This is a genomic window from Chryseobacterium taichungense (assembly GCF_900109935.1).
Taxonomy (GTDB): Bacteria; Bacteroidota; Bacteroidia; order Flavobacteriales; family Weeksellaceae; genus Chryseobacterium; species Chryseobacterium taichungense.
Window position 1 is genome coordinate 285,113 of record NZ_FOBV01000005.1, and the last position, 20,224, is coordinate 305,336.

Below are 20,224 nucleotides of genomic sequence, written 5' to 3' on the forward strand. Positions count from 1 at the left end.
GATAATTTTTAATAATATCAATAGTAGCGGGATTTAGCTTTCTTGTTTCAATATATTAAGGCATTAGCCAAACTTTATAAATTAATTTTAGTCCTTTAAACTAAACAAAAAAAGTCTCCAAAATGGAGACTTAGATATATTTGAATCTTATATAATTAAGCTAAAATTCTTTTTACTGCTTCTTTTACCGCAGCTGAATCAATTTTATATTTCTTCATCAATTCAGCAGGCGTTGCAGACTCTCCGAATGTATCATTCACCGCAACGAATTCCTGTCTTGTAGGTCTTCTTCTTGCCAGCATTCCGGCAATAGATTCTCCAAGTCCTCCTAAATAGTTATGTTCTTCAGCCGTTACGATCTTACCTGTCTTTTCAACCGATTTTAAGATGATTTCTTCATCCAAAGGCTTAATCGTGTGGATATTGATCACCTCACAAGAAATTCCTTCTTTTTCAAGCTCATCAGCTGCCACTAAAGATTCCCAAACCAAATGACCAGTTGCAACGATTGTCACATCAGTTCCTTCCTGTAACAGAATTCCTTTTCCGATCTCAAAAGGCATATCTTCAGGAATAAAAACAGGAACTACCGGTCTCCCGAATCTTAAATAAACAGGACCTTCAAAATCAGCGATTGCCAATGTTGCAGCTTTTGTCTGGTTGTAGTCACAAGGGTTGATTACCGTCATTCCCGGAAGCATTTTCATCATACCGATATCTTCCAATACCTGGTGCGTAGCTCCGTCTTCCCCTAAAGTAAGACCAGCGTGGGAAGCACATATTTTTACATTTTTATTGGAATAAGCGATAGACTGACGAATCTGATCATACACTCTCGATGTAGAAAAGTTGGCAAAAGTTCCTGTGAAAGGAATTTTCCCGGTAATGCTTAATCCTGCAGCAAGACCCATCATATTCGCTTCTGCAATACCCGTCTGAAAGAACCTTTCAGGAGCTTTTTCAATGAATTTCTCCATTTTTAAAGATCCGATAAGGTCTGCACATAGTGCTACAACATTTGGATGAGTATCTGCAAGTTCAGCAAGTCCGGCTCCGAATCCTGAACGTGTATCTTTTTTTTCTGTATATGTAAATTTCATGAGGATTTTAAATTTTATAATTGATTAATGATGAGTGATAATTGATTTGGAAATTATTCATCAATTATCACTTATCATTTATTATTAATAGTCAGCAGGAGCTTCTAAATACAATTGTTTGAAGGCTGTTTCCAGTTGCTCATCATTAGGAGCCTTACCATGCCAAGCGTGAGATCCCATCATGAAGTCAACACCATTACCCATCTGAGTATGCAGAATAATCGCTACCGGCTTTTCTTTTCCGGTTTCGGTTTTTGCTTTCTCAAGGATTGCAATTACTGCTTCAAGATCGTTCCCGTTTTTCTCTTCAAGAACCGTCCATCCGAAAGCCTCAAGCTTCGCATGAAGGTTTCCTAAAGAAAGTACATTATCTGTACTTCCGTCGATTTGCTGTCCATTGTAATCGATTGTAGAAATAATATTGTCAACTTTTTTAGATGCGGCATACATGAAAGCCTCCCAGTTTTGGCCTTCCTGCAATTCACCGTCTCCCTGTAAAGTATATACCAAAGAAGTATCTCCGTCTAATTTCTTGCCCTGAGCTGCACCTAAAGCAACCGAAAGACCCTGACCCAAAGATCCAGAAGCCACTCTGATTCCCGGAAGCCCTTCGTGAGTTGTCGGGTGTCCTTGTAATCTGGAATCTAATTTTCTGAAAGTTCTCAGTTCATCCACCGGGAAAAATCCGAATCTGGCTAAAGTAGAATAGAATACCGGAGAAATATGCCCGTTTGAAAGATAAAAATGATCTTCATTCTTACCCTCCATGGAGAAAGGAAGTTTATAGTTCATTACCTTCCCGTAAAGTGCTGTAAAGAATTCAGTACAACCTAAGCTTCCACCTGGGTGACCGGAATTCACAGCGTGAACCATTCTTAAAATGTCTCTTCTGATTTGCGTAGTAAGAGATTTTAACTCTTCGATGCTTTTACTCATTGCTTAGAATTTATATGCACACAAATCTACAATTTTTTAACGGCTTACGGAAATGTAAAAACCCGGATTTGTACCCGGATTTTAATCTTTTGGTGTATTTTTAATGATAAGTATTTTTAATTTTAAGGAATTTGATTTTATATTTAATAATCTGACGAAGCAAGATTTAAATGTAATCAGATTTTTATCATTACAATATTTTTCATTTGGAAATGATAAGTAAAATGCAATAAGTATCTATAAAACGTAAATTATTTTCTCCTGATCAGCCAAAGTCCGACAAATGTCAGTAAACCATTAATAATTAACAGTTCCAATCCTATTTTAAATTCTCCGAAAAGGGTTTCCTGGTATTTGTCGATAAAGAAAGAGATCAACGGTGCTGCAATACATACAAAAGGAACCAGTTTATCCTTAACTTTATATTTCGTGAAAATTCCGAAAGCAAATAAGCCTAAAAGTGGTCCGTAAGTAAATCCTGCAAGCTTAAGGATTAACCCGATCATCGAATTGTCATTGATCACTTTAAAAATAATGACCATTATTAAGAAAGACAGCGCAACCAAAAGGTGAATGTTTTTTCTGAATTTTTCCTTTTTCCCGTCATCCCAATGTGTTTTTTCTCGCATTCCGAAAATGTCAATACATAGAGATGAGGTAAGGGCTGTCATCGCACCGTCTGCACTTGGAAATAAAGCTGAAATCAATGCAATGATAAAAATGATTGAGATAAACGGTGGCATATGATGTAAAGCAATATCCGGAAACAACTGATCACCTGCACTGGAAACACTTTCCTGTGCACCGTAAAGGTGTAAAAGTCCTCCCATATAAAGGAACAATGAGATCACACCTAACAGAATAAATCCAAGGGTAACCATGTTTTTCTGAGAGTCTTTCAATCTTGTTACTGAAAGACTTTTCTGCATCATTTCCTGGTCGATTCCTGTCATGGTGATGGTAATGAAAGCTCCTGCAAGGATTTGTTTGAGGAAGAAACTTTTCTGATTAGGATCGAAATCAAAAATTTTCGTGTATCCCTTTTCATTCATTGCGGTAAGGCTGTCTCCCAGGTTCAGGCCAAGATGATTTAACATATACACAGTGCAAATGATCAGTCCAAGTAGCATACATGAGGTTTGCAGGGTATCTGTCCAGACAATGGTTTTTACACCTCCTTCGTAAGTATAAAGAATGATCATTGCCAGAATAATCAAAGTCGTAACAATAAAAGGCACGCCAAGACTGTCCAGAATAGAGACCTGAAGGATATTGACAACAAGGTATAATCTTGCAGTGGCACCAACGAGTCTTGAAACAATAAAAATCCAAGCCCCTGATTTATAGGAAAGCTGCCCCAGTCTCTGCTGAAGATACCCGTAAATGGACGTCAGTTTAAGTCTGTAATATAAAGGCAGAAGAACATAGGCAATCACAATATAGCCAATCAGATAACCTAAGGTGATCTGTAAATAGGAAAACTTATCATTTCCTACGGCGCCCGGAACACTCACGAAAGTAACACCCGACAAAGAGGTTCCGATCATACCAAAGGCAACGAGCATCCAGTTACTTTTTCTGTTTCCGATAAAGAAACTTTCATTATCACTTCCTTTTCCGGTTTTGTAGGCTACCCAGAGCAGCAATGCGAAATAGACAATGATAATGGATAACAATATAATCGGAGACATCTTTTACGTAATTAAAATTTTAGCAAATATAGTTTTTTATATTCTGCTCAAAAAATAAAAAAAACCTTCCGGATTTGTCCCGAAAGGTGGTCTTTTTGAAAATCAAGGTTGAGATTAAATTAAATCGCAGCTATTTTAACCTCAACCTTATCCTAAGCTTGTGTCTGATTCACCAGTACATCCTGAAGCTCCTCATGTTTCTGGAAAGTAGCTTTTGCAAAAGGACACAGCGGAATGATTGTTTTACTGTTTTTTCTTGCAAAATCTACCGCAGCCAAAAACATTTCTTTACCAACACCTTTACCGTTGTATGCTTCTTCCACTTCAGTATGATCTATGATGAACCGCTCGCCCCCTGCCCAGGTATAGGTCATAAGACCAGCATGGCTTCCGTCTATGAACGCCTCAAAATCTCCGTTTTTTTCGTTGTTTTTTTGTTTTACTTCAATCATATTATGAAAATTTGGTTAGTATTTCAATATCGTTGGTCAGAATTTTATGAATTGGGCATGCGTCTGCGATGTTTCGCAATCTTTTTATCTGTTCTTCGTCAAGAACTGTGCCTTCAAAAGTAATGTTTCTCTTAAAAATAGCCCTTTTGGTCAACGGAAAATTTTCAAGTTCCACTTCCACATTGATTATATCTATATTCCATTCTTTTCTGTCGACATACATTCTGAGTGTTGCAGCCGTACAGCTTGCGAGCGAAGTTGCCAGAATTTCAAAAGGGTTAAAGCCTTTGTTTCCTCCGCCCTTATCTACAGGTTCATCGGTGATCAGGGTATTTTCACCGGCGACAACTTCAGTGTAATATTTCTCTTTGCCTAAACTGGCTTTTACGGTTATAGCCATTATATTGCTGTATTGAATTTATAACTTAATGCTCCGGAGGGGCAAAGGCTAATTTGATTTTTGAGTTCTTCTGCTGTTGCATTTTCAGGTTTCAGCCAGGGTCTTTCTTTAGGATTATACACTTTAGGAAGTGTTTTTACGCAAACTCCTGCGTGAATACATTTTTTTGGCTGCCAGATGACTGTTATTTCTCCTGCTGCATATTCGTGTGTTTCCATATCAATTTTGTTTAAAGTTTTTTATTCTTCTTTAAGGGATACCAATAAGGCATCGCTTAAATCTTTTAACCTTCCTTGAAAATCAGGTTGTGATCTGATTTTTAAAATTCAATATTTTATCTTTCAGGTCCTTTAGCATTTCAGGCTCAATGACACCGGCTTCCAGATCAAAATTCTCATAGAACTTAGGAAGTGAAAAGGTTTCTTTTATATCAGCCCCAAATTGTGGGAAAAACGTTTTTGCTGTATTCATCACATTTCCGCCACCATATCCACCGGGAGAAGTTGACATGAGAAACATGGGTTTATTCTGAAAGACTTTCACATTGATTCTTGAAGCCCAGTCAAAAACATTTTTAAATGCTGCACTGTAAGATCTGTTGTGTTCCGCAAGGGAGCAGATGATTACATCACATTCATCAATCACTTTCAAAAAATGATGGGCCTGATCCGGAAATCCTTTCTTTTCGCGGTCTACGGAAAATACAGGCATGTCGAAATCATTTAAATCAATTAAATTAATCTCCTCATTCTGAAAATCTTTTAAAACAAACTTTACCAGTTCTCTGTTGATGGAAGTTGAAGATGTGCTTCCTGCAAATGCTAATATTTTCATAGTCTATTGTATTTCTCCCTAAGGTTTTCGGTTTAAAATAGCTTTTGGAAGCGGTACATATTCTTCTTCATCCCCCGGAACAAGAGGAAAAGCTTCATGATTCTGATCGTTCCAGTTTATTTTGGCCTGCTCAATCAGTTCCCTGTCTGAATTTACAAAATTCCAGAATATAAAGCGTTCTTCATCGAAAGGCTCGCCTCCGAAAAGATAAACCGTTCCGTTTTCGCTCATGTCAAATTCACAAAGTTTCGTGTCTTTGGCGATCATCAGCTGCTTTGATCCGTAAGAATTTCCATCTGTCGTTACCGTTCCATCCAGCACGTACATGGCGGCTTCACCATAAAGATCTTTTCCGATGCTGATCTTTTTAGCGTCTTTTGTTTTAATTTCAATAAAGAACAATTTGCTGTGTACCGGAACCGGTGATTTTCTGCCGAATGCCTCGCCTGCAATAAGTTTATACTGAATTCCATCCTCTTCCCAGACAGGTATTTCATCCGCTTCAGTGTGATGAAATGTAGGCTCCGACTGTTCAAGGTGTTTCGGAAGACCTACCCAGATCTGGAAGCCGTGCAGCCTTTTGTCAGAATGTTTAAGATACTCGGGTGTTCTCTCGGAATGCACAACTCCTTTTCCGGCGGTCATCCAGTTAACAGCTCCCTGCTGAATTTCCACTGCGCTTCCGAGGCTGTCTCTGTGAAAAATTGAGCCTTCCAGAAGATACGTTAAAGTTGAAAGTCCGATATGCGGATGAGGCGGAACCTCAAGATTCTGATAATCTTTAAGCTCGGCAGGTCCCATATGGTCGATAAAAACAAAAGGGCCAACCGCTCTTTTTTCGCGGAAGGGTAAAAGTCTTCCCACCAGAAAGTTGCCGATGTCGGCAGATTTTTCTTCTATAATAAGTCCGATATTTGACATGATTTAATTAATTTTTTATTTAAGCTGATATGATTTAAATGTTTGTATTTCAACTGCTTTATAGCTGGTCGTATCCGTGGAACCTTTCATCTACCACACGTTTCCATTCAGGATTTTTTCTGATGTAGGATTGTATATAGGGACAAAAGGGGAGTGCTTTCTTTTCATGATCTTCAATGTATTGAAGCGTTTTTTCTACAACTGCTTCGGCAGCACCGGTACCGGCAATCAGGAGATCGGATTCTGTATGATTCAAAGCAATTTGGCTTCCCATCTGGCGGTAATCAATGAATGCTGAGCTGCCGTTGAATTCTATTTCAAACCGTTCTCCGGTATTTTGTAAGGGAATATTTTCGAATTCTGGCCTCATAGTTTTGTTGTTTAATTATAAAGAATATCATCATTTAAAACAATTTTTTGATATCTGTTTTCTGATAAAACTTTATAAACATTTTCCATAAAAATAAGGAAAAATAATAAACTGGATTTAAATTAAGGTTAAATTAATCCGCCAGATATCCAAATCTTCCGATGTTGTAATCTTCAAAAGCCTGCATGATTTCTTCCCTTGAATTCATTACAAAAGGTCCATACGCATAGATCGGTTCATTCAATGGCATGCCGCTGATAATAAGTACAATGCTGTCTTCCTGAGCTTCGATGGTAAAAGCTTCTCCTTCGTTTTTAAACAAAACTAATTTATTGACAGAGGCTCTTTCGTTGTCATTTACCAGAATACTTCCTTCGATCACCAATGCAGCCGTATTGAAATCGGAAGGGAAATTAAATTCCGCTTTTCCGCTTTTGTTAAGTTTTGCATTCATGACGTGAACAGGACTGAAGGTAAAAGCCGGACCTTTCTGTCCATTGTATGTTCCGGCAATAATTTCAATAAAACCATCATTGCCAAGATCAACTTTTGTCATAGCTTCATTCGGAATAGCCTGATATTTCGGACAGCTCATTTTATATACTGCCGGAAGATTGACCCATAACTGAACCATCTGAAAAATTCCTCCTGTCTTTGCCCATTCTGTCTCATGATATTCTTTATGGAGTACTCCTTTTGCGGCAGTCATCCATTGCACATCGCCTTCTCCAATAATTCCACCGCCTCCTGCGCTGTCGTGATGCTGAACTTTTCCTTTATACGCTATCGTAACGGTCTCAAAACCCCTGTGAGGATGTACTCCCACACCACGCGGCTGTTCTGTCCCATTAAAATGAAACTTCGGATTGTAGTCGAGCATGATGAAAGGATCCATACGTTTCATATCCATCCCCTGAATTCCCGGAATAAAATTGTGAACTCTGAAGCCATCACCCACAAAGTGAGCCGGCTTCGGGGATATGATCTTTTCTACTGTTTTGGTTGTCATAATATTGTTGGTATTATAAAGCAAAGGTATGACAAGTAAAAAACGGATGCATTGATCTGTGATAATATCGGGTAAAGATTATTTGCAAAACGGTAAAGGGTAAACTTTGAGACACAACAATACTTCGGTTTATCGTTGTTCACTGCGAAAAATACTTTAACATTTTAACCGTTAAGATTTTTTGAATGCGTTAAAACTATAGATGAAAAAATATCTGGAGATATTGGAAGTAAACCACGAATTGCCTTATTCACTTTAACTTCTTAAATGCATTTTAATAGTTCATTTTCCGGAGCTATGATCATAAAGAAGCCGCTGTGAACTGCTAAGTTCACATTTATTCTTCAAATGAATAACCCGATGATTATCAATATGTGTCAGGAGATCTTCTTTAAAGGTACAGACACGTCCGACAGAAGTCGGTATACGTTTAAGACCTATCGCTATACGTCTTAAATATATAGATATACATTTAAATAAGATTTATATATGTTTTAAATAAATCCATATCCGTTTAATATAAATAAAGATGAATTTAATATATACAAATATACGTCTAAGACGTATAGGAATCTATCTTGAACGTATACAGACTGATCCGGAACGTCGCCAGACCATTGTTTTTATACCTCATTCAGGTCGATAACCTGTATGGATGCTTTAAAAGTCCCGGTGTTTCCTTATTTTAAAGGAATGTAAGGAATAAACACGCCGCTCCATAAATAAACTCCGCAAAGGGAAGTTATTGTGTTAGTGTATGATTTCATTCAGGCATGAATCATTTTAATTTAAGAGCTTGTTTAAATTCTAATATATTTTAACATTAAGGAATTTAGGTTTCATTTTTTAATTAACTAAATCTAGATCAGTGAATTGATTTCTAATTTTCCCCGCTTAATAAGCAAATTTAACAGCCCCTAACAATACATATATTTTATTTAAATCAAACTACGTAAACTTTAATGACTTATGCCAAATAACCTAGTGGATTCTGTTAATACCAGTCTATGATTCTTTGGATTTCATGTTTTTTCCATCCGAGATATGGAGTCTTCGGAAAACGAAACCTGAAATGATGGTGAGAATACCAATGGTCAGAAATGTATATCGAAACGCATTGTGAGGTTCGCCGTGGATAAGATCGGTATTTTCAAAAATCTTTAAAACAATCAGTCCAAAAGCAATTCCGAAACCGATCGCCAGCTGCTGATTGACTGATAAAAGAGAGTTTCCACTGCTGGTCTGGAAATTTCGCAGATCGGCAATAGAAATCGTGTTCATCGAGGTAAACTGGATAGAATTGAAAAATCCCAATATGGCAATAATCGGCACAAACCAATATAAAGAAGTATTTATGTCAGGAATGGCTAATAAACAAATTAAGGTTCCTATGATAAATGTATTAATCATCAGGGTCTGGCGGTAACCGAATTTATCTAAAATTTTGATCACATACGATTTTCCAAAGATGGCGGTAAGGGCCATAGGAGCAATGATCCACCCGGAAGTCACTGCTGATTGCTTGTAAGCGATCTGTATCATCAGTGGCAGCAATAACGGAACGGAACTGATTCCCAGTCTTGTCGCCAGGTTTCCTACAATTCCTACCCGGAAGGTTCTCACCTGAAATAAATTTAAAGGGAAAATAGGACTTTCATCTCTCTTTGCATGACGGTAATAATAATACATAAACAAAAACCCTAAAATGAAAACAATGAGAACCGGCGTTGTATTCTGAAGATCTCCGAAAAGTTCGAGAGAAATTGAAAGCAAAAGGGATGCAGCGGCAAAAATCAAAAATCCTTTGAGGTCAAAATCTACATCTGCAGATTTATAATTAGGCATAAATTTTAGGCCTAATGTAATTCCCAGAAGTCCGATGGGAATATTGATAAGGAAAATCCAGTGCCAGGAAAGGTAATCGACCATATATCCTCCTACCAACGGACCCAATACAGGGCCGATCAGAGCGGGAATAATGGCAAAGTTCATCGCTTTGAGCAATTCGTTCTTATCAAATGTTTTTATCAGGGCTAATTTACCGACAGGGGTCATCAGGCTGCCTCCGATACCCTGAAGAACCCTCGAAATAACAAGGTGGGTAAGATTCTGTGAAATGGCACAGAATAAGGAACCGAGGCTGAATAATACAATAGATACTATAAAAACTTTTTTCGTACCAAACCGATCTGCCAGAAATCCGCTGGCGGGCATGAATACTGCTAATGTCAATACGTAACTTATGATTGCATTCTGCATATTGAGCGGTGATTCTTTCAGGTCACGGGCGATTGCAGGAAGTGAGGTGTTAAGAATGGTAGAATCCAGCATCTGCATAAATATGGCAGTTGCTAAAATGAGGGGCAGTATTTTTTTTATCGAATTGGGTTGTGAGACTACTTCTGACATTTTTCTGAGTACTGGAAAATCAATATCCAGGTTTATTTAGTTCAAGAATAAATAATGTTATGTAATAGCAATATTTGTTCCTTTAGAGATATTTTTAATTTAAAATTAAGTGAGATTATTATGTGATTATACTTCTCATGTTATTTTTGTTAATAAAAAAGTCCCGCGAATTTCGCAGGACCTTTAGATTTATTTTCTTGGTTTTTCAACACCTTTCCATTCATCACCGGCTTTTCTGTACTGGCTCAGTTCGAAAGTTTTGAAATCTTTTGTTTTATACTCAATGTTGTCGGTATTTTGTTCAAACGGCATGATGTAGTAATAGTCTGCATCGGTTCTATCCGTTTTAGTTCCTTTTTTTACAGAAGGAACGTATTTAGAGAATTTATAGCTCGGAAGATACTGCTTTACTCTTGCATAAAAAGCTTTATTCTCTTTCTCATCAGGGATGATGTCTACAATGTTGAAATCATCCTTCTTTTTGTCGATCCAAAGATAATAGGTTTTGTCTTCGCCTGTATTTCTGTTGGTAGAATTGAAAGCGAAAAGTTCTTTCGGTACCAGTTCTTTGATCTTTTCGGCATCTACTTTTGTATAATACTGCCCTTTTGAAGGATCAACATATGTTTCAAGATTATACATCAGAACAGAATTGTTCTCAAGATTTTTATTTTTGAAATATTGGTTCAGAGATAATTCTGCTGTTTCTCTTAGTTCTTTTCCTCGGGCATCCAGTTTTTTAGTAGGGTTCTGAGGATTTACTTTTTTTACGAATTCGTATAAAACTTTAGGTTTTATTTCTTTAAGGTGAGGATATGTTTTCAGCTGCTCAGCTTTTACCAGCCAATAGTACTGTTGATAAAAGTCTTCTTTATCAGCATCCTTCACACTTTTATACACCATTGCAAGTTTTTTGGAGCTAAGATATTTGCCATATTTTCCCTGCCCGAAAGCCAAAGTCATGGATAATAAAGCAAATAAGAGAGTAATGTTTCTTCTCATTTTTTTTATAATTGATTTTTCGTTTTCCAAATATAATTATTTATTAGATAATATTTTTGATTAACGGTTAAATTCTGACAATATTATTAAGGTTAATTCAAAAAAAAATCCTGTATCGCTACAGGATTAATAAATTTTGAACATCCGGCCCTAGCCAAAAGACAAAACTGGCCGTAAAGGCTATTTGGTTGCTAAATGATAAATAATAATTGTTCACGAATTTCAATTCACAATTTAAAATTCAGCATGACTATTGACAATTCATTTTCTACACCTTTGCTGTTTCTGCACTTTCGCTATATGAAGTTTCGTGTACCTTCACAGCTCTTCCGCTCGGATCATTCATATTTTTGAATGCTTCATCCCACTCCAACGCAATGGGAGTAGAGCAGGCAACGGATGGCACGGATGGCACGGTAGCAGCGGCTGTTTCACTTGGGAAATGCTCTTCAAAAATGGTTCTGTAGCGGTATTCCTCTTTATTCTGTGGTGTGTTTAAAGGAAATCTGAATCTGGCATTGGCCATCATTTCATCAGTCACTTCTTTTTCAGCAACAGCTTTTAACGTGTCAATCCATGAATAACCGACACCATCTGAAAACTGCTCTTTCTGTCTCCATGCGATCGATTCAGGAAGGAGGTCTTCAAAAGCTTTTCGCAATACCCATTTTTCAATTTTTCCTTCTTTTGTATTTACCATTTTATCTTGAGGATTGATAGTCATGGCAATATCCATAAATTCTTTGTCTAAAAAAGGAACGCGGCCTTCAATACCCCAACTCATTAACGCTTTATTGGCTCTCAGGCAGTCGTAAAGGTGAAGCTTTCCTAATTTTCTCACTGTTTCATCATGGAATTCTTTTGCATTCGGTGCCTTATGGAAGTATAAATATCCTCCGAATAACTCATCAGAACCTTCACCTGAAAGCACCATTTTGATTCCCATCGATTTGATCACTCTTGCCAGAAGATACATAGGAGTTGAAGCTCTTACCGTGGTAACATCATAAGTTTCCAGATGGTAAATTACATCACGAATGGCGTCAAGACCTTCCTGGACGGTAAAGTTAACTTCATGATGCACAGATCCTATATAATCTGCTGCTTTCTTGGCCGCTGCAAGATCCGGCGATCCCACAAGCCCTACCGCAAAACTGTGAAGCCTTGGATACCATGCCTCTTGGGTATCTCCACTTTCCACTCTCTGTCTCGCAAATTTTGCTGTTACGGCAGAAATCACCGAAGAATCCAAGCCTCCCGAAAGCAGGACTCCGTAAGGAACATCACTCATCAGCTGTCTGTGAACGGCGTCTTCCAGCCCTTTTCTTAATTTATCAATATCCGTTTCGTTATCTTTTACCGAGTCATAACTTTCCCAGTCTCTTTTGTACCATTGCTGAAGATCGCTTCCATCTTTGCTGTACACAAAATGACCGGGTAGGAATGTTTCAATCTTTTTGCATACTCCCTCTAATGCCTTTAATTCTGAGGCAATGTAATAATTTCCGTTTTTATCCCAGCCCTGATACAGCGGGCAAATTCCCATATGATCTCTGGCGATAAGGTAAATGTCATTTTCTGTATCATATAAGGAAAAGGCAAAAATACCATTCAGTTTTTCAATAAAATCTTTACCATATTTTCTGTAAAGTGCTAAAATAACTTCACAGTCTGATTGGGTCTGAAATTCATAATCAGGAAATTCTTCCTTTAATTCTCGATGGTTATAAATTTCTCCGTTTACAGCCAATACTACTTTTCCGTCTTTGGTGAAAAGAGGCTGTTTTCCTGAGGTAGGATCTACAATAGCCAATCTTTCATGGGAGAAAACCACTTTTTCATCCTGAAATACACCGCTCCAGTCCGGACCTCTGTGACGGATTTTTTTTGACATTTCCAGAATTTGAGGCCTTAATATTTCGGTTTTTTGTTTTGCATCAAACAAACATACAATTCCACACATTTTTTATCATTTAATTTGAAACAAATGTATAAGTGTAGTTTATAATAAACAATAAAAAAAATCAATAAGAGAATATTTTTAACTTAATAATTGATTGTAGCGAAAAAAATTAAGTATAAGTTTAAATTAATAGGATTTTAGTTGATTTTTTTCATTGGCGACAATTCATATACAAAATAAAAAGTAAAAAATCATTAATCTATGATAATTTATTACAGAAAATTTTGCCCTTACTTTGTGGCTCGAAATAATTTTTTTTCATCATTTGTGTTTTTACCTTCTTGCAGATCAAATTTGCGAGAAGGTTTTTTTTATTCAGTACCCAGCAAAACCCCTGACACATTCCATGAGCTGAAGCTCGTACCTTCAGTTGGCCCTTGGGGAATTTTGACCTGAATCGTATGCTTTCCTGCTTTTAAATCTCCAAGAGGAATAAAGTTCGGATTCGTCACTGTTCCCGGACACCAGTTAGAGCGACTCAGGTCTGATGAAGAAAGACCGTCGCCAAAATTTCCCGAAGCAGGATTGTAAAGACGGTACGAACCACAGTCTGAACGCCAGGGAATAAATGAAAAAGCCATTTTTCCGTCTAAAAAGATTGAGTTTAATTTGGGTATAAACTCATCGCCATTTTCCCAGCCACCATGGCCGGTGGTAATATATCTGAGTTGCGCATCTTTCAGATCTTTTTTCAGGGTAAATTCTACAAATAAACCTTTATCTTGATTAAACATCGTTGAATAATCTTGGTCCGCCATTTCCATAATGTTGAGCGTATTGAATAATGGAATAACAGTATTGTTTTTATGAATGCTCTGATCACTTTTATGGATCGTAATTTCCAGGCTTACTTTATGTCCGCCTTTATCATAATTTCCTATAAATGTCCCTACCCAAAGTTCTTTTCCACTTAAAGAAGGTTTCAGTTCCGTAATATCCTGACGGTACGGACTGGTTGTCTGCCAGCTTTTGTCCTTTAACTGCAGATTGTTAAATTTATTGATTCCGAAAGCGGTAAAAAAGCGCATCATTTCAACTGCCGGATTATAATTTTCTGTTGTGGTAACCCCGAAATATTGCTTTCCATTTCCATTGTCATACACCGGTAGCGTTTTTACCCCATTTTCCAGTCCGTCCAGGAAAGATTTTTTTTTGTCTTGAGGAATAAAAAATACCGTTCCGGTTCTGTCATAGGCATCGCCATTGGATTCCTGTTTTAATTCCACGAAAATATTTTCACCTTCCGAAATTTCCGGGAACTTAATTTTTTTCAGGATAATGGTTCCTTTAGCGAATTTTTTAATATCATTATTTGATTTTGAATCATCTGAAAAGTTAATGGTTTCATTCTCAAACACTTTCAAAGTAGTAAATCTGCTTTTCCAGACCCTATCTTTATAGCTCAGCTGATCTGTAGAAGTGATATTTTTGTCAAGAATTTTATCAATATCAATTTTCTTTATCTTTTTAATTGATTTGGCGGTAATCAAAGATGTTTTATTTCTTTCAATTTCTAAAACAAATCCTAAACTTTGACCTAATACTGAGGGTCCGCCATGAATTTTAAGGTCATTGGTATACCAGATTTCAATAGTATTGGAATTGATTTTGGTCACTGCTTTTTTACAGGTATATCCCAAAATTTTCTTCGTTTCGTTAGTAAATTCAAAAGTTTGTTTTCCGACGGTTTCCAGATCTGAAGTTGAAATTATTTCGTTGTTTTTTAAAAAGGCGTAAGAAATTACAGTGTTTGAAGGTTTCTCAATTTTAGTTATTTCATATGGAAATTCGGCTTTTTGTTCCCTGATTTTGGTGTTCAGGATAAAATTTTCCTTTTCACTGGCCAAGACTAAAGTGAGCGGCTGATCTGCTGTTATTTTTCCGTTGTAAGAGCTTACATACTGAACTTCATATGTTTGTGCGAAAATGCATAATGACAAAAAGCTAAAGAAAATGACTAAAATTCTCTGATACATGTTGATTGATGGTTTTCACAAAGATATATTTTAATATCAGTTTCTTAGTTTATTTAAATAATTAACAAGGTGATTTTAGATTTAATAAAAAAACTACCCTGAAATCAGAGTAGTTTATATTGTTTATAAGAATTATAAATTTTATGAAATTCTTTCAATAAGAGCCATATAAAATCCGTCGTATCCTTGGCTAGGCATTACTTTTTCATCCTTAATCATTTTGAAATTCGGATTGTTTTTCAGAAATTCTTCTACCTGCTCATTATTTTCAGAAGGTAAAATAGAACAAGTCGCATAGACCATTTTTCCCCCTTTTTTAAGCATTTTAGAATAATCCTGAATAATCTGTTGCTGCTCTCCTTTAATCCTGTCTATAAAATCCTGATCGATTTTCCATTTGCTGTCCGGGTTTCTCTTTAAAACACCGAGTCCTGAACAGGGAGCGTCAATTAGTAGTCTGTCAGCCTTGTCGTGAAGCCTTTTGATTACTTTATTGTCAGTGATCAGCCGTGTTTCAATGTTATGGGCTCCGGCTCTTTTGGCGCGGCGTTTCAATTCAGCTAGCTTCCAGTCGAAAATATCCAGGGCAATGATCTGTCCTTTATTTCCCATCAAAGCTGCAAGGTGAAGGGTTTTTCCACCAGCACCAGCACAGGCATCAACAACTCTCTGACCTTCTTTTACATCAAGAAAATATCCGATTTTTTGTGAAGAAGCGTCCTGTACTTCAAATAATCCTTCTTTAAACGCTGTTGTTAGGAAAACATTTTTTTTCTCTTCCAGTTGAACAGCATCTGGATAATTTTTTATTGGATATGACGTAATGTTTTCATCAGCAAGATCTGAAATAAGCTCTTTTGTAGTGGTTCTTAAAGAATTGGCTCTCAATACAGTCGGTGCCTGTTCATTTAAAGCATGCATTTCTTTTTCCCATTTTTCGCCCAGTTCCTTTTCCAGCGTTTCAGCAAGCCAGTCAGGAATAGAATATTCAATAGCCTTTGTAGGGACAGTTCCTTTCTTGAGCTTGGTAAGAATGTCGGCAATTTTTATTCCGTCGAATTCTTCAAATTTTTTATAGTTGGTTTTGCTCCACAGAAGATAGGCAATGATCAGCTTGTAGATATTATTGGGTTTTACGCCTTCCCCCATGTAATATTCAAGACGTTTCTTCCAACGGATGATGTTGTAGAAAATCTCAGAAACAACGGCTCTGTCCTGGCTTCCCCATTTCTTGTTTGCTTTTAAAAGTCTTTCGATTACTTTATCGGCGTATTTATTTTTCTCAAAAAATGTTTCCTGTAAAGCATCGTGAATACCGATGGCTAAGTTTCTGTGAATAAGTTCCATAAAATTGGTTCTGCTATTTTGAATCTGCAAAAATACGACTTTTAATTGATAAGCAAGGAGTATTTCATTGAGTCATCTTTTAATCCTTTCTATCATTCAATTTTTAAATGCCTGATTTTAATCCTACCTTTGCAAAAAATTAAAAAATATGAGTGATACTGTACTTTGTCCGAAATGTGGCTCAGAATTTACCTATCCGAGCGATAACATGATGGTTTGTTCCCAATGTTTCTATGAATGGAATCCTGAGGAAACTGCCGCAGAAACTTCCGATTCCGGGAAAATTTTAGATTCAAATGGTAATGAGCTTCAGGACGGAGATTCTGTTGTTGTCATTAAAGATCTTCCGGTAAAAGGTGCCCCAAAGCCTGTAAAAGCAGGAACAAAAGTTAAAAATATCCGCCTAAGACCGGGCAGCGATCATAATATCGATTGTAAAATTGATGGTTTTGGAGCGATGGCTCTGAAATCGGAATTTGTGAAAAAGGCATAAAAAAAGGAAAGAATTGGACAGTGTAATCTTTCAAAAAACTAGATTGCAGAACTGCTAATTTTCGTTTTAGGAGGCAGAAAGAGAATTAACCAAAAATTTCCTTATGCTGTGGAAGTACAAATGTAAGAAAAACTTTTAAACCGGATTCTTGCATTTGTATTTTTTTATACACAATTTCACAATAAGTATTGGAAAATGTGTTATTTATAGCTGTAGAAAGCCAAGGCCAAAATGTTCGATGAAATATTTTGTAAAAGCATTTTGGATGATGACAAATTTTATTTCTATTATTTTTTTGGAGTCATTTCCCGCTTTCGCTACTCGCTTTTCCGGGTTTTGGTTTCTGCGGCGGCTTCGCCGCCGCAGAAACCAAAACCCGGAAAGAGCTCAGACATGCCGCTCAATCGGGACTAGGGTTTTTTGTCGTTCTCCGAAATGGAAGGAAAAGTACTAATCAAATGTAATATTCACTGATTTTTCAATTCGATGATCGGTGTAAATGAAAAGCTCTTTATTTTTAGCCGTTAATTTATTCCAATAATGATTTCCGGCGAACCGGCTTTCCAGAACTTCTGCTTCAATACCGTTTTCCGAAACTTTTATTTCCTTGGGATAATATGAAAATTTCCGGATACCAAAATCCGCCATTTCAGTTTCGCTAAAAATATTTACTTCCCCAAAAAGTTTGGCTACATAAGAATTGTAAGGATTTCTGAATGTTTCCTCCGGCTTTTCATTCTGAATCAATCTCCCGTTCTGCAGCACGACGATCTGATCCAGCCACGGAATAATATCCTGAAGCTCATGAGTAGAAATGATTAGTGAAATATGCTGCTGCTTAACATATCTGAACAACTTCTCGCGCAGTTCAATTTTTCTTGGGAAATCCAGGTTGCTGAATGGCTCATCGAGAATCAGGAGTTTTGGAAGCACGGAAAGTGCTCTGGCAATAGCAACCCTCTGCTGCTGGCCGCCACTCAGGTATTTTGGCAGGACATTGGCAAATTCTTCCAGACCGACAACTTCCAATAATTCAGAAACAGTTTCTTTCTTCTTACTTAAATTAATATTGGAAATAAATTTACCTACATTTTCAGCTACCGTTGCGTAAGGCATCAGATCAAAATTCTGAGCGACGAATTTCATTTTAGCTTCCCCGGGAACAAGATTTCCTTTCGGACCAAGCAATTTTTCGCCGTCAAAAATAATATCACCACTCTGCCAGTCGAGAAGCCCGTAAATAAGGCTTAACAAAGTCGACTTCCCGCAGCCGCTTTCTCCGGCAAGTGCAATAATCTTACCTTCTTCAAACCTTAGGTTAAGGTTCTCAAATAAAGGTTTTTCCCTGGAATATGAAAAGTATAAATTGTTTATTTCTAATAGCATATTACAAATGTAATGAATTGAAATGTTTCTAGGAAAGAACCGTTTTTTTTATTATTTTAGCAGAAGTATTAAAAATTTAAAAATTATGAAAAAAAGGCTATTTTCGATAGTTTTTTCTATGTTTTTGGGGGCATTGGTCATGATTTCCTGTAAAAAGGAAAAGCCTGTTTCCGGCGGAAGTGACGAAGCCGTTATTTCTAAAGATGGCGCCCAATTTACAGTAGATACTTTAAACAGCAAGGTAGAGTGGAAGGGATATAAAATTTTTAAATCTGAAAATACCGGCCACTTCGGAACCATTAAATTTGAAAGCGGCGACGTTACCGTGAAAGATTCCAGGTTGGAAAGCGGGAAATTTGTTGCAGATATGACTTCCCTTACTTCTGAAGATCTGAAAAATGATGCTCCTCAGCTGGAAAAACTTAATAATCATCTGAAAAGTAATGATTTTTTTGAAGTTGAAAAATTCCCGACGGCATCTTTTGAGGTTACGAAGGTAACTCCTTCTGCTGAAGGGGATTATAATACAATTCTGGATGGTAATTTGACGATAAAAGGAATTACAAAACCTGTGCAGTTCAAAGCTAATGTTTCTGTAAATGATGGCGTGGTAAGCATTGCTACAGAGCCTAAAGATATCAGCAGGGAAGAATTCGGCGTTACATTCCAGAGCCCGGTCGAAAATGGAGTGATCAAGGATGAAATAACACTCCAGATCAACGTTAAGGCTTTAGAGAAAAAATAATTTTTTTATTTAAGTGAAATAAGTGATTGAAGTCTGCCTCCGCACGGGGCAGATTTTTTTAACAATTTAAGGAAAAATATTTCGCCGAAAAACCGTATTTTTGCAAAACATTTTGAAAGGGTAAAACAATGATAGAAAAGATAGAAGAGTTACTGGTTGAGGTAAACAGCTTCAATGCCACATCAAAAGAGGAGATTGAAAACTTCCGTATCAAGTATAATGGAAAAAAAGGAATTCTGAATGATTTTTTTGAAAAGTTTAAAGAAGTTCCTAACGACCAGAAGAAAGATTTCGGACAGAAGATCAATACTCTAAAGCAGGCAGTTAACGTAAAACTGGAGGATTTGAAAAATGCTTCAGCATCTTCTGTTATAGTGGAAAAAGAAGATCTTACAAGGCCTGCATTTCCTCTGGAACTGGGGTCAAGACATCCTATCAATCTGGTAAAAAACAGAATCATCGAGATTTTTAAATCTATTGGTTTTGCGGTGGCAGACGGACCTGAAATCGAGGACGACTGGCACAACTTCACTGCATTGAATCTTCCTGAATACCACCCGGCAAGAGACATGCAGGATACCTTTTTCATTGAGCAGAATCCTGATATTTTGTTGAGAACACACACCTCTTCGGTACAAATCCGTTACATGGAGGAAAATCAACCACCTATCAGAATCCTTTCTCCCGGAAGAGTTTTTAGAAATGAGGCTGTATCTTCACGTTCACACTGTATTTTCCACCAGATAGAAGGTTTGTATATTGATGAAAATGTAAGTTTTGCAGATCTTAAACAGACCATTCAGTTTTTCACTACGGAACTTTTCGGAAAGTCTAAAATCAGATTAAGACCTTCTTATTTCCCGTTCACTGAACCAAGTGCAGAAATTGATGTCTATTGGGGTTTAAATTCCGAAACGGATTACAGAATCACGAAAGGTACCGGATGGCTTGAAATTATGGGCTGTGGAATGGTTGATCCGGCGGTTCTTAAAAATGTAAATATTGATGCTGAAAAATATTCAGGGTATGCTTTCGGGATGGGAATTGAAAGAATCGTAATGCTTCTTTATCAGATGAGTGATATCAGAATGTTTTTTGAAAATGATATCAGAACGCTTGAGCAATTCAAAAGTCTATAATTATTTAATATATTAAACAAAATTTGAAAAATCCTGTAAATTATTTTACAG

At 36.9% G+C, this 20,224-nt stretch carries 19 protein-coding genes; 3 read left to right on the plus strand and 16 right to left on the minus strand.

Annotated elements, in window-relative coordinates; genetic code table 11:
- Positions 1-155 precede the first annotated feature (155 nt).
- The 15 genes from BMW64_RS12915 to BMW64_RS12985 form a co-directional block, all read right to left on the minus strand.
- Positions 156-1,100 (minus strand): transketolase family protein, encoded by a 945-nt coding sequence (locus tag BMW64_RS12915; RefSeq protein ID WP_090000366.1) that lies wholly within the window; start codon positions 1,098-1,100, stop codon positions 156-158.
- Positions 1,101-1,184: 84 nt separating this feature from the next.
- Positions 1,185-2,036: a transketolase gene (locus tag BMW64_RS12920; protein WP_090000367.1), complete on the minus strand. Its 852-nt coding sequence runs from the start codon at positions 2,034-2,036 to the stop codon at positions 1,185-1,187.
- Positions 2,037-2,287: 251 nt separating this feature from the next.
- A complete protein-coding gene (locus BMW64_RS12925; RefSeq protein ID WP_090000368.1) occupies positions 2,288-3,727 on the minus strand; it encodes a sodium:solute symporter in 1,440 nt (479 codons plus the stop codon).
- 152 nt (positions 3,728-3,879) lie between these two features.
- Positions 3,880-4,179 (minus strand): GNAT family N-acetyltransferase, encoded by a 300-nt coding sequence (locus BMW64_RS12930; protein ID WP_177175289.1) that lies wholly within the window; start codon positions 4,177-4,179, stop codon positions 3,880-3,882.
- 1 nt (position 4,180) lies between these two features.
- Positions 4,181-4,579 (minus strand): OsmC family protein, encoded by a 399-nt coding sequence (locus BMW64_RS12935; RefSeq protein WP_090000369.1) that lies wholly within the window; start codon positions 4,577-4,579, stop codon positions 4,181-4,183.
- A complete protein-coding gene (locus BMW64_RS12940; RefSeq protein WP_090000370.1) occupies positions 4,579-4,797 on the minus strand; it encodes a (4Fe-4S)-binding protein in 219 nt (72 codons plus the stop codon). Before BMW64_RS12940 ends, BMW64_RS12935 begins: the two co-directional genes overlap by 1 nt.
- Before the next feature lie 82 nt (positions 4,798-4,879).
- The gene (locus BMW64_RS12945) at positions 4,880-5,413 is read right to left on the minus strand and encodes an NADPH-dependent FMN reductase (protein ID WP_090000371.1); all 534 of its coding nucleotides are present in this window, start codon (positions 5,411-5,413) and stop codon (positions 4,880-4,882) included.
- Positions 5,414-5,431: 18 nt separating this feature from the next.
- Positions 5,432-6,334, minus strand: a complete 903-nt coding sequence (locus BMW64_RS12950; protein ID WP_090000372.1) for a pirin family protein — start codon at positions 6,332-6,334, stop codon at positions 5,432-5,434.
- Positions 6,335-6,392: 58 nt separating this feature from the next.
- A complete protein-coding gene (locus tag BMW64_RS12955) occupies positions 6,393-6,704 on the minus strand; it encodes a GNAT family N-acetyltransferase (RefSeq protein ID WP_090000373.1) in 312 nt (103 codons plus the stop codon).
- Positions 6,705-6,837: 133 nt separating this feature from the next.
- Entirely contained in the window at positions 6,838-7,713 is an 876-nt protein-coding gene (locus tag BMW64_RS12960; RefSeq protein WP_090000374.1) for a pirin family protein, read from the minus strand.
- 1,005 nt (positions 7,714-8,718) lie between these two features.
- On the minus strand, positions 8,719-10,122 hold the full coding sequence (locus BMW64_RS12965) for an MFS transporter (protein ID WP_090000375.1): 1,404 nt from the start codon (positions 10,120-10,122) through the stop codon (positions 8,719-8,721).
- A 189-nt stretch (positions 10,123-10,311) separates the two neighbouring features.
- Complete coding sequence (locus tag BMW64_RS12970) at positions 10,312-11,124, minus strand: hypothetical protein (RefSeq protein ID WP_090000376.1); 813 nt, start codon at positions 11,122-11,124, stop codon at positions 10,312-10,314.
- A 268-nt stretch (positions 11,125-11,392) separates the two neighbouring features.
- The gene (asnB, locus tag BMW64_RS12975) at positions 11,393-13,087 is read right to left on the minus strand and encodes an asparagine synthase B (RefSeq protein WP_090000377.1); all 1,695 of its coding nucleotides are present in this window, start codon (positions 13,085-13,087) and stop codon (positions 11,393-11,395) included.
- 311 nt (positions 13,088-13,398) lie between these two features.
- Entirely contained in the window at positions 13,399-15,063 is a 1,665-nt protein-coding gene (locus tag BMW64_RS12980) for a GLPGLI family protein (protein ID WP_090000378.1), read from the minus strand.
- Positions 15,064-15,204: 141 nt separating this feature from the next.
- Complete coding sequence (locus BMW64_RS12985; protein WP_090000379.1) at positions 15,205-16,410, minus strand: RsmB/NOP family class I SAM-dependent RNA methyltransferase; 1,206 nt, start codon at positions 16,408-16,410, stop codon at positions 15,205-15,207.
- A gap of 148 nt (positions 16,411-16,558) precedes the next feature.
- Between BMW64_RS12985 and BMW64_RS12990 the strand changes: the two genes are divergently transcribed.
- Positions 16,559-16,903: a zinc ribbon domain-containing protein YjdM gene (locus tag BMW64_RS12990; RefSeq protein WP_090000380.1), complete on the plus strand. Its 345-nt coding sequence runs from the start codon at positions 16,559-16,561 to the stop codon at positions 16,901-16,903.
- A gap of 450 nt (positions 16,904-17,353) precedes the next feature.
- Here BMW64_RS12990 and BMW64_RS13000 read toward each other — a convergent pair whose 3' ends face one another.
- Positions 17,354-18,289 (minus strand): sulfate/molybdate ABC transporter ATP-binding protein, encoded by a 936-nt coding sequence (locus tag BMW64_RS13000; RefSeq protein WP_090000382.1) that lies wholly within the window; start codon positions 18,287-18,289, stop codon positions 17,354-17,356.
- An 85-nt stretch (positions 18,290-18,374) separates the two neighbouring features.
- On the opposite strand from BMW64_RS13000, the gene BMW64_RS13005 reads away from it, so the two are divergent.
- Both BMW64_RS13005 and pheS read left to right on the plus strand, forming a co-directional pair.
- A complete protein-coding gene (locus BMW64_RS13005; RefSeq protein ID WP_090000445.1) occupies positions 18,375-19,034 on the plus strand; it encodes a YceI family protein in 660 nt (219 codons plus the stop codon).
- Between the two features lie 128 nt (positions 19,035-19,162).
- Complete coding sequence (gene pheS, locus BMW64_RS13010; protein WP_090000383.1) at positions 19,163-20,173, plus strand: phenylalanine--tRNA ligase subunit alpha; 1,011 nt, start codon at positions 19,163-19,165, stop codon at positions 20,171-20,173.
- The last annotated feature ends 51 nt before the right edge of the window (positions 20,174-20,224 follow it).

Coding starts and splice junctions, on each gene's coding strand:
- BMW64_RS12915 (WP_090000366.1), bottom strand. CDS start 1,100: ATGAAATTTACATATACAGAAAAAAAAGATACACGTTCAGGATTCGGA.
- BMW64_RS12920 (WP_090000367.1), bottom strand. CDS start 2,036: ATGAGTAAAAGCATCGAAGAGTTAAAATCTCTTACTACGCAAATCAGA.
- BMW64_RS12925 (WP_090000368.1), bottom strand. CDS start 3,727: ATGTCTCCGATTATATTGTTATCCATTATCATTGTCTATTTCGCATTG.
- BMW64_RS12930 (WP_177175289.1), bottom strand. CDS start 4,179: ATGATTGAAGTAAAACAAAAAAACAACGAAAAAAACGGAGATTTTGAG.
- BMW64_RS12935 (WP_090000369.1), bottom strand. CDS start 4,579: ATGGCTATAACCGTAAAAGCCAGTTTAGGCAAAGAGAAATATTACACT.
- BMW64_RS12940 (WP_090000370.1), bottom strand. CDS start 4,797: ATGGAAACACACGAATATGCAGCAGGAGAAATAACAGTCATCTGGCAG.
- BMW64_RS12945 (WP_090000371.1), bottom strand. CDS start 5,413: ATGAAAATATTAGCATTTGCAGGAAGCACATCTTCAACTTCCATCAAC.
- BMW64_RS12950 (WP_090000372.1), bottom strand. CDS start 6,334: ATGTCAAATATCGGACTTATTATAGAAGAAAAATCTGCCGACATCGGC.
- BMW64_RS12955 (WP_090000373.1), bottom strand. CDS start 6,704: ATGAGGCCAGAATTCGAAAATATTCCCTTACAAAATACCGGAGAACGG.
- BMW64_RS12960 (WP_090000374.1), bottom strand. CDS start 7,713: ATGACAACCAAAACAGTAGAAAAGATCATATCCCCGAAGCCGGCTCAC.
- BMW64_RS12965 (WP_090000375.1), bottom strand. CDS start 10,122: ATGTCAGAAGTAGTCTCACAACCCAATTCGATAAAAAAAATACTGCCC.
- BMW64_RS12970 (WP_090000376.1), bottom strand. CDS start 11,124: ATGAGAAGAAACATTACTCTCTTATTTGCTTTATTATCCATGACTTTG.
- asnB (WP_090000377.1), bottom strand. CDS start 13,087: ATGTGTGGAATTGTATGTTTGTTTGATGCAAAACAAAAAACCGAAATA.
- BMW64_RS12980 (WP_090000378.1), bottom strand. CDS start 15,063: ATGTATCAGAGAATTTTAGTCATTTTCTTTAGCTTTTTGTCATTATGC.
- BMW64_RS12985 (WP_090000379.1), bottom strand. CDS start 16,410: ATGGAACTTATTCACAGAAACTTAGCCATCGGTATTCACGATGCTTTA.
- BMW64_RS12990 (WP_090000380.1), top strand. CDS start 16,559: ATGAGTGATACTGTACTTTGTCCGAAATGTGGCTCAGAATTTACCTAT.
- BMW64_RS13000 (WP_090000382.1), bottom strand. CDS start 18,289: ATGCTATTAGAAATAAACAATTTATACTTTTCATATTCCAGGGAAAAA.
- BMW64_RS13005 (WP_090000445.1), top strand. CDS start 18,375: ATGAAAAAAAGGCTATTTTCGATAGTTTTTTCTATGTTTTTGGGGGCA.
- pheS (WP_090000383.1), top strand. CDS start 19,163: ATGATAGAAAAGATAGAAGAGTTACTGGTTGAGGTAAACAGCTTCAAT.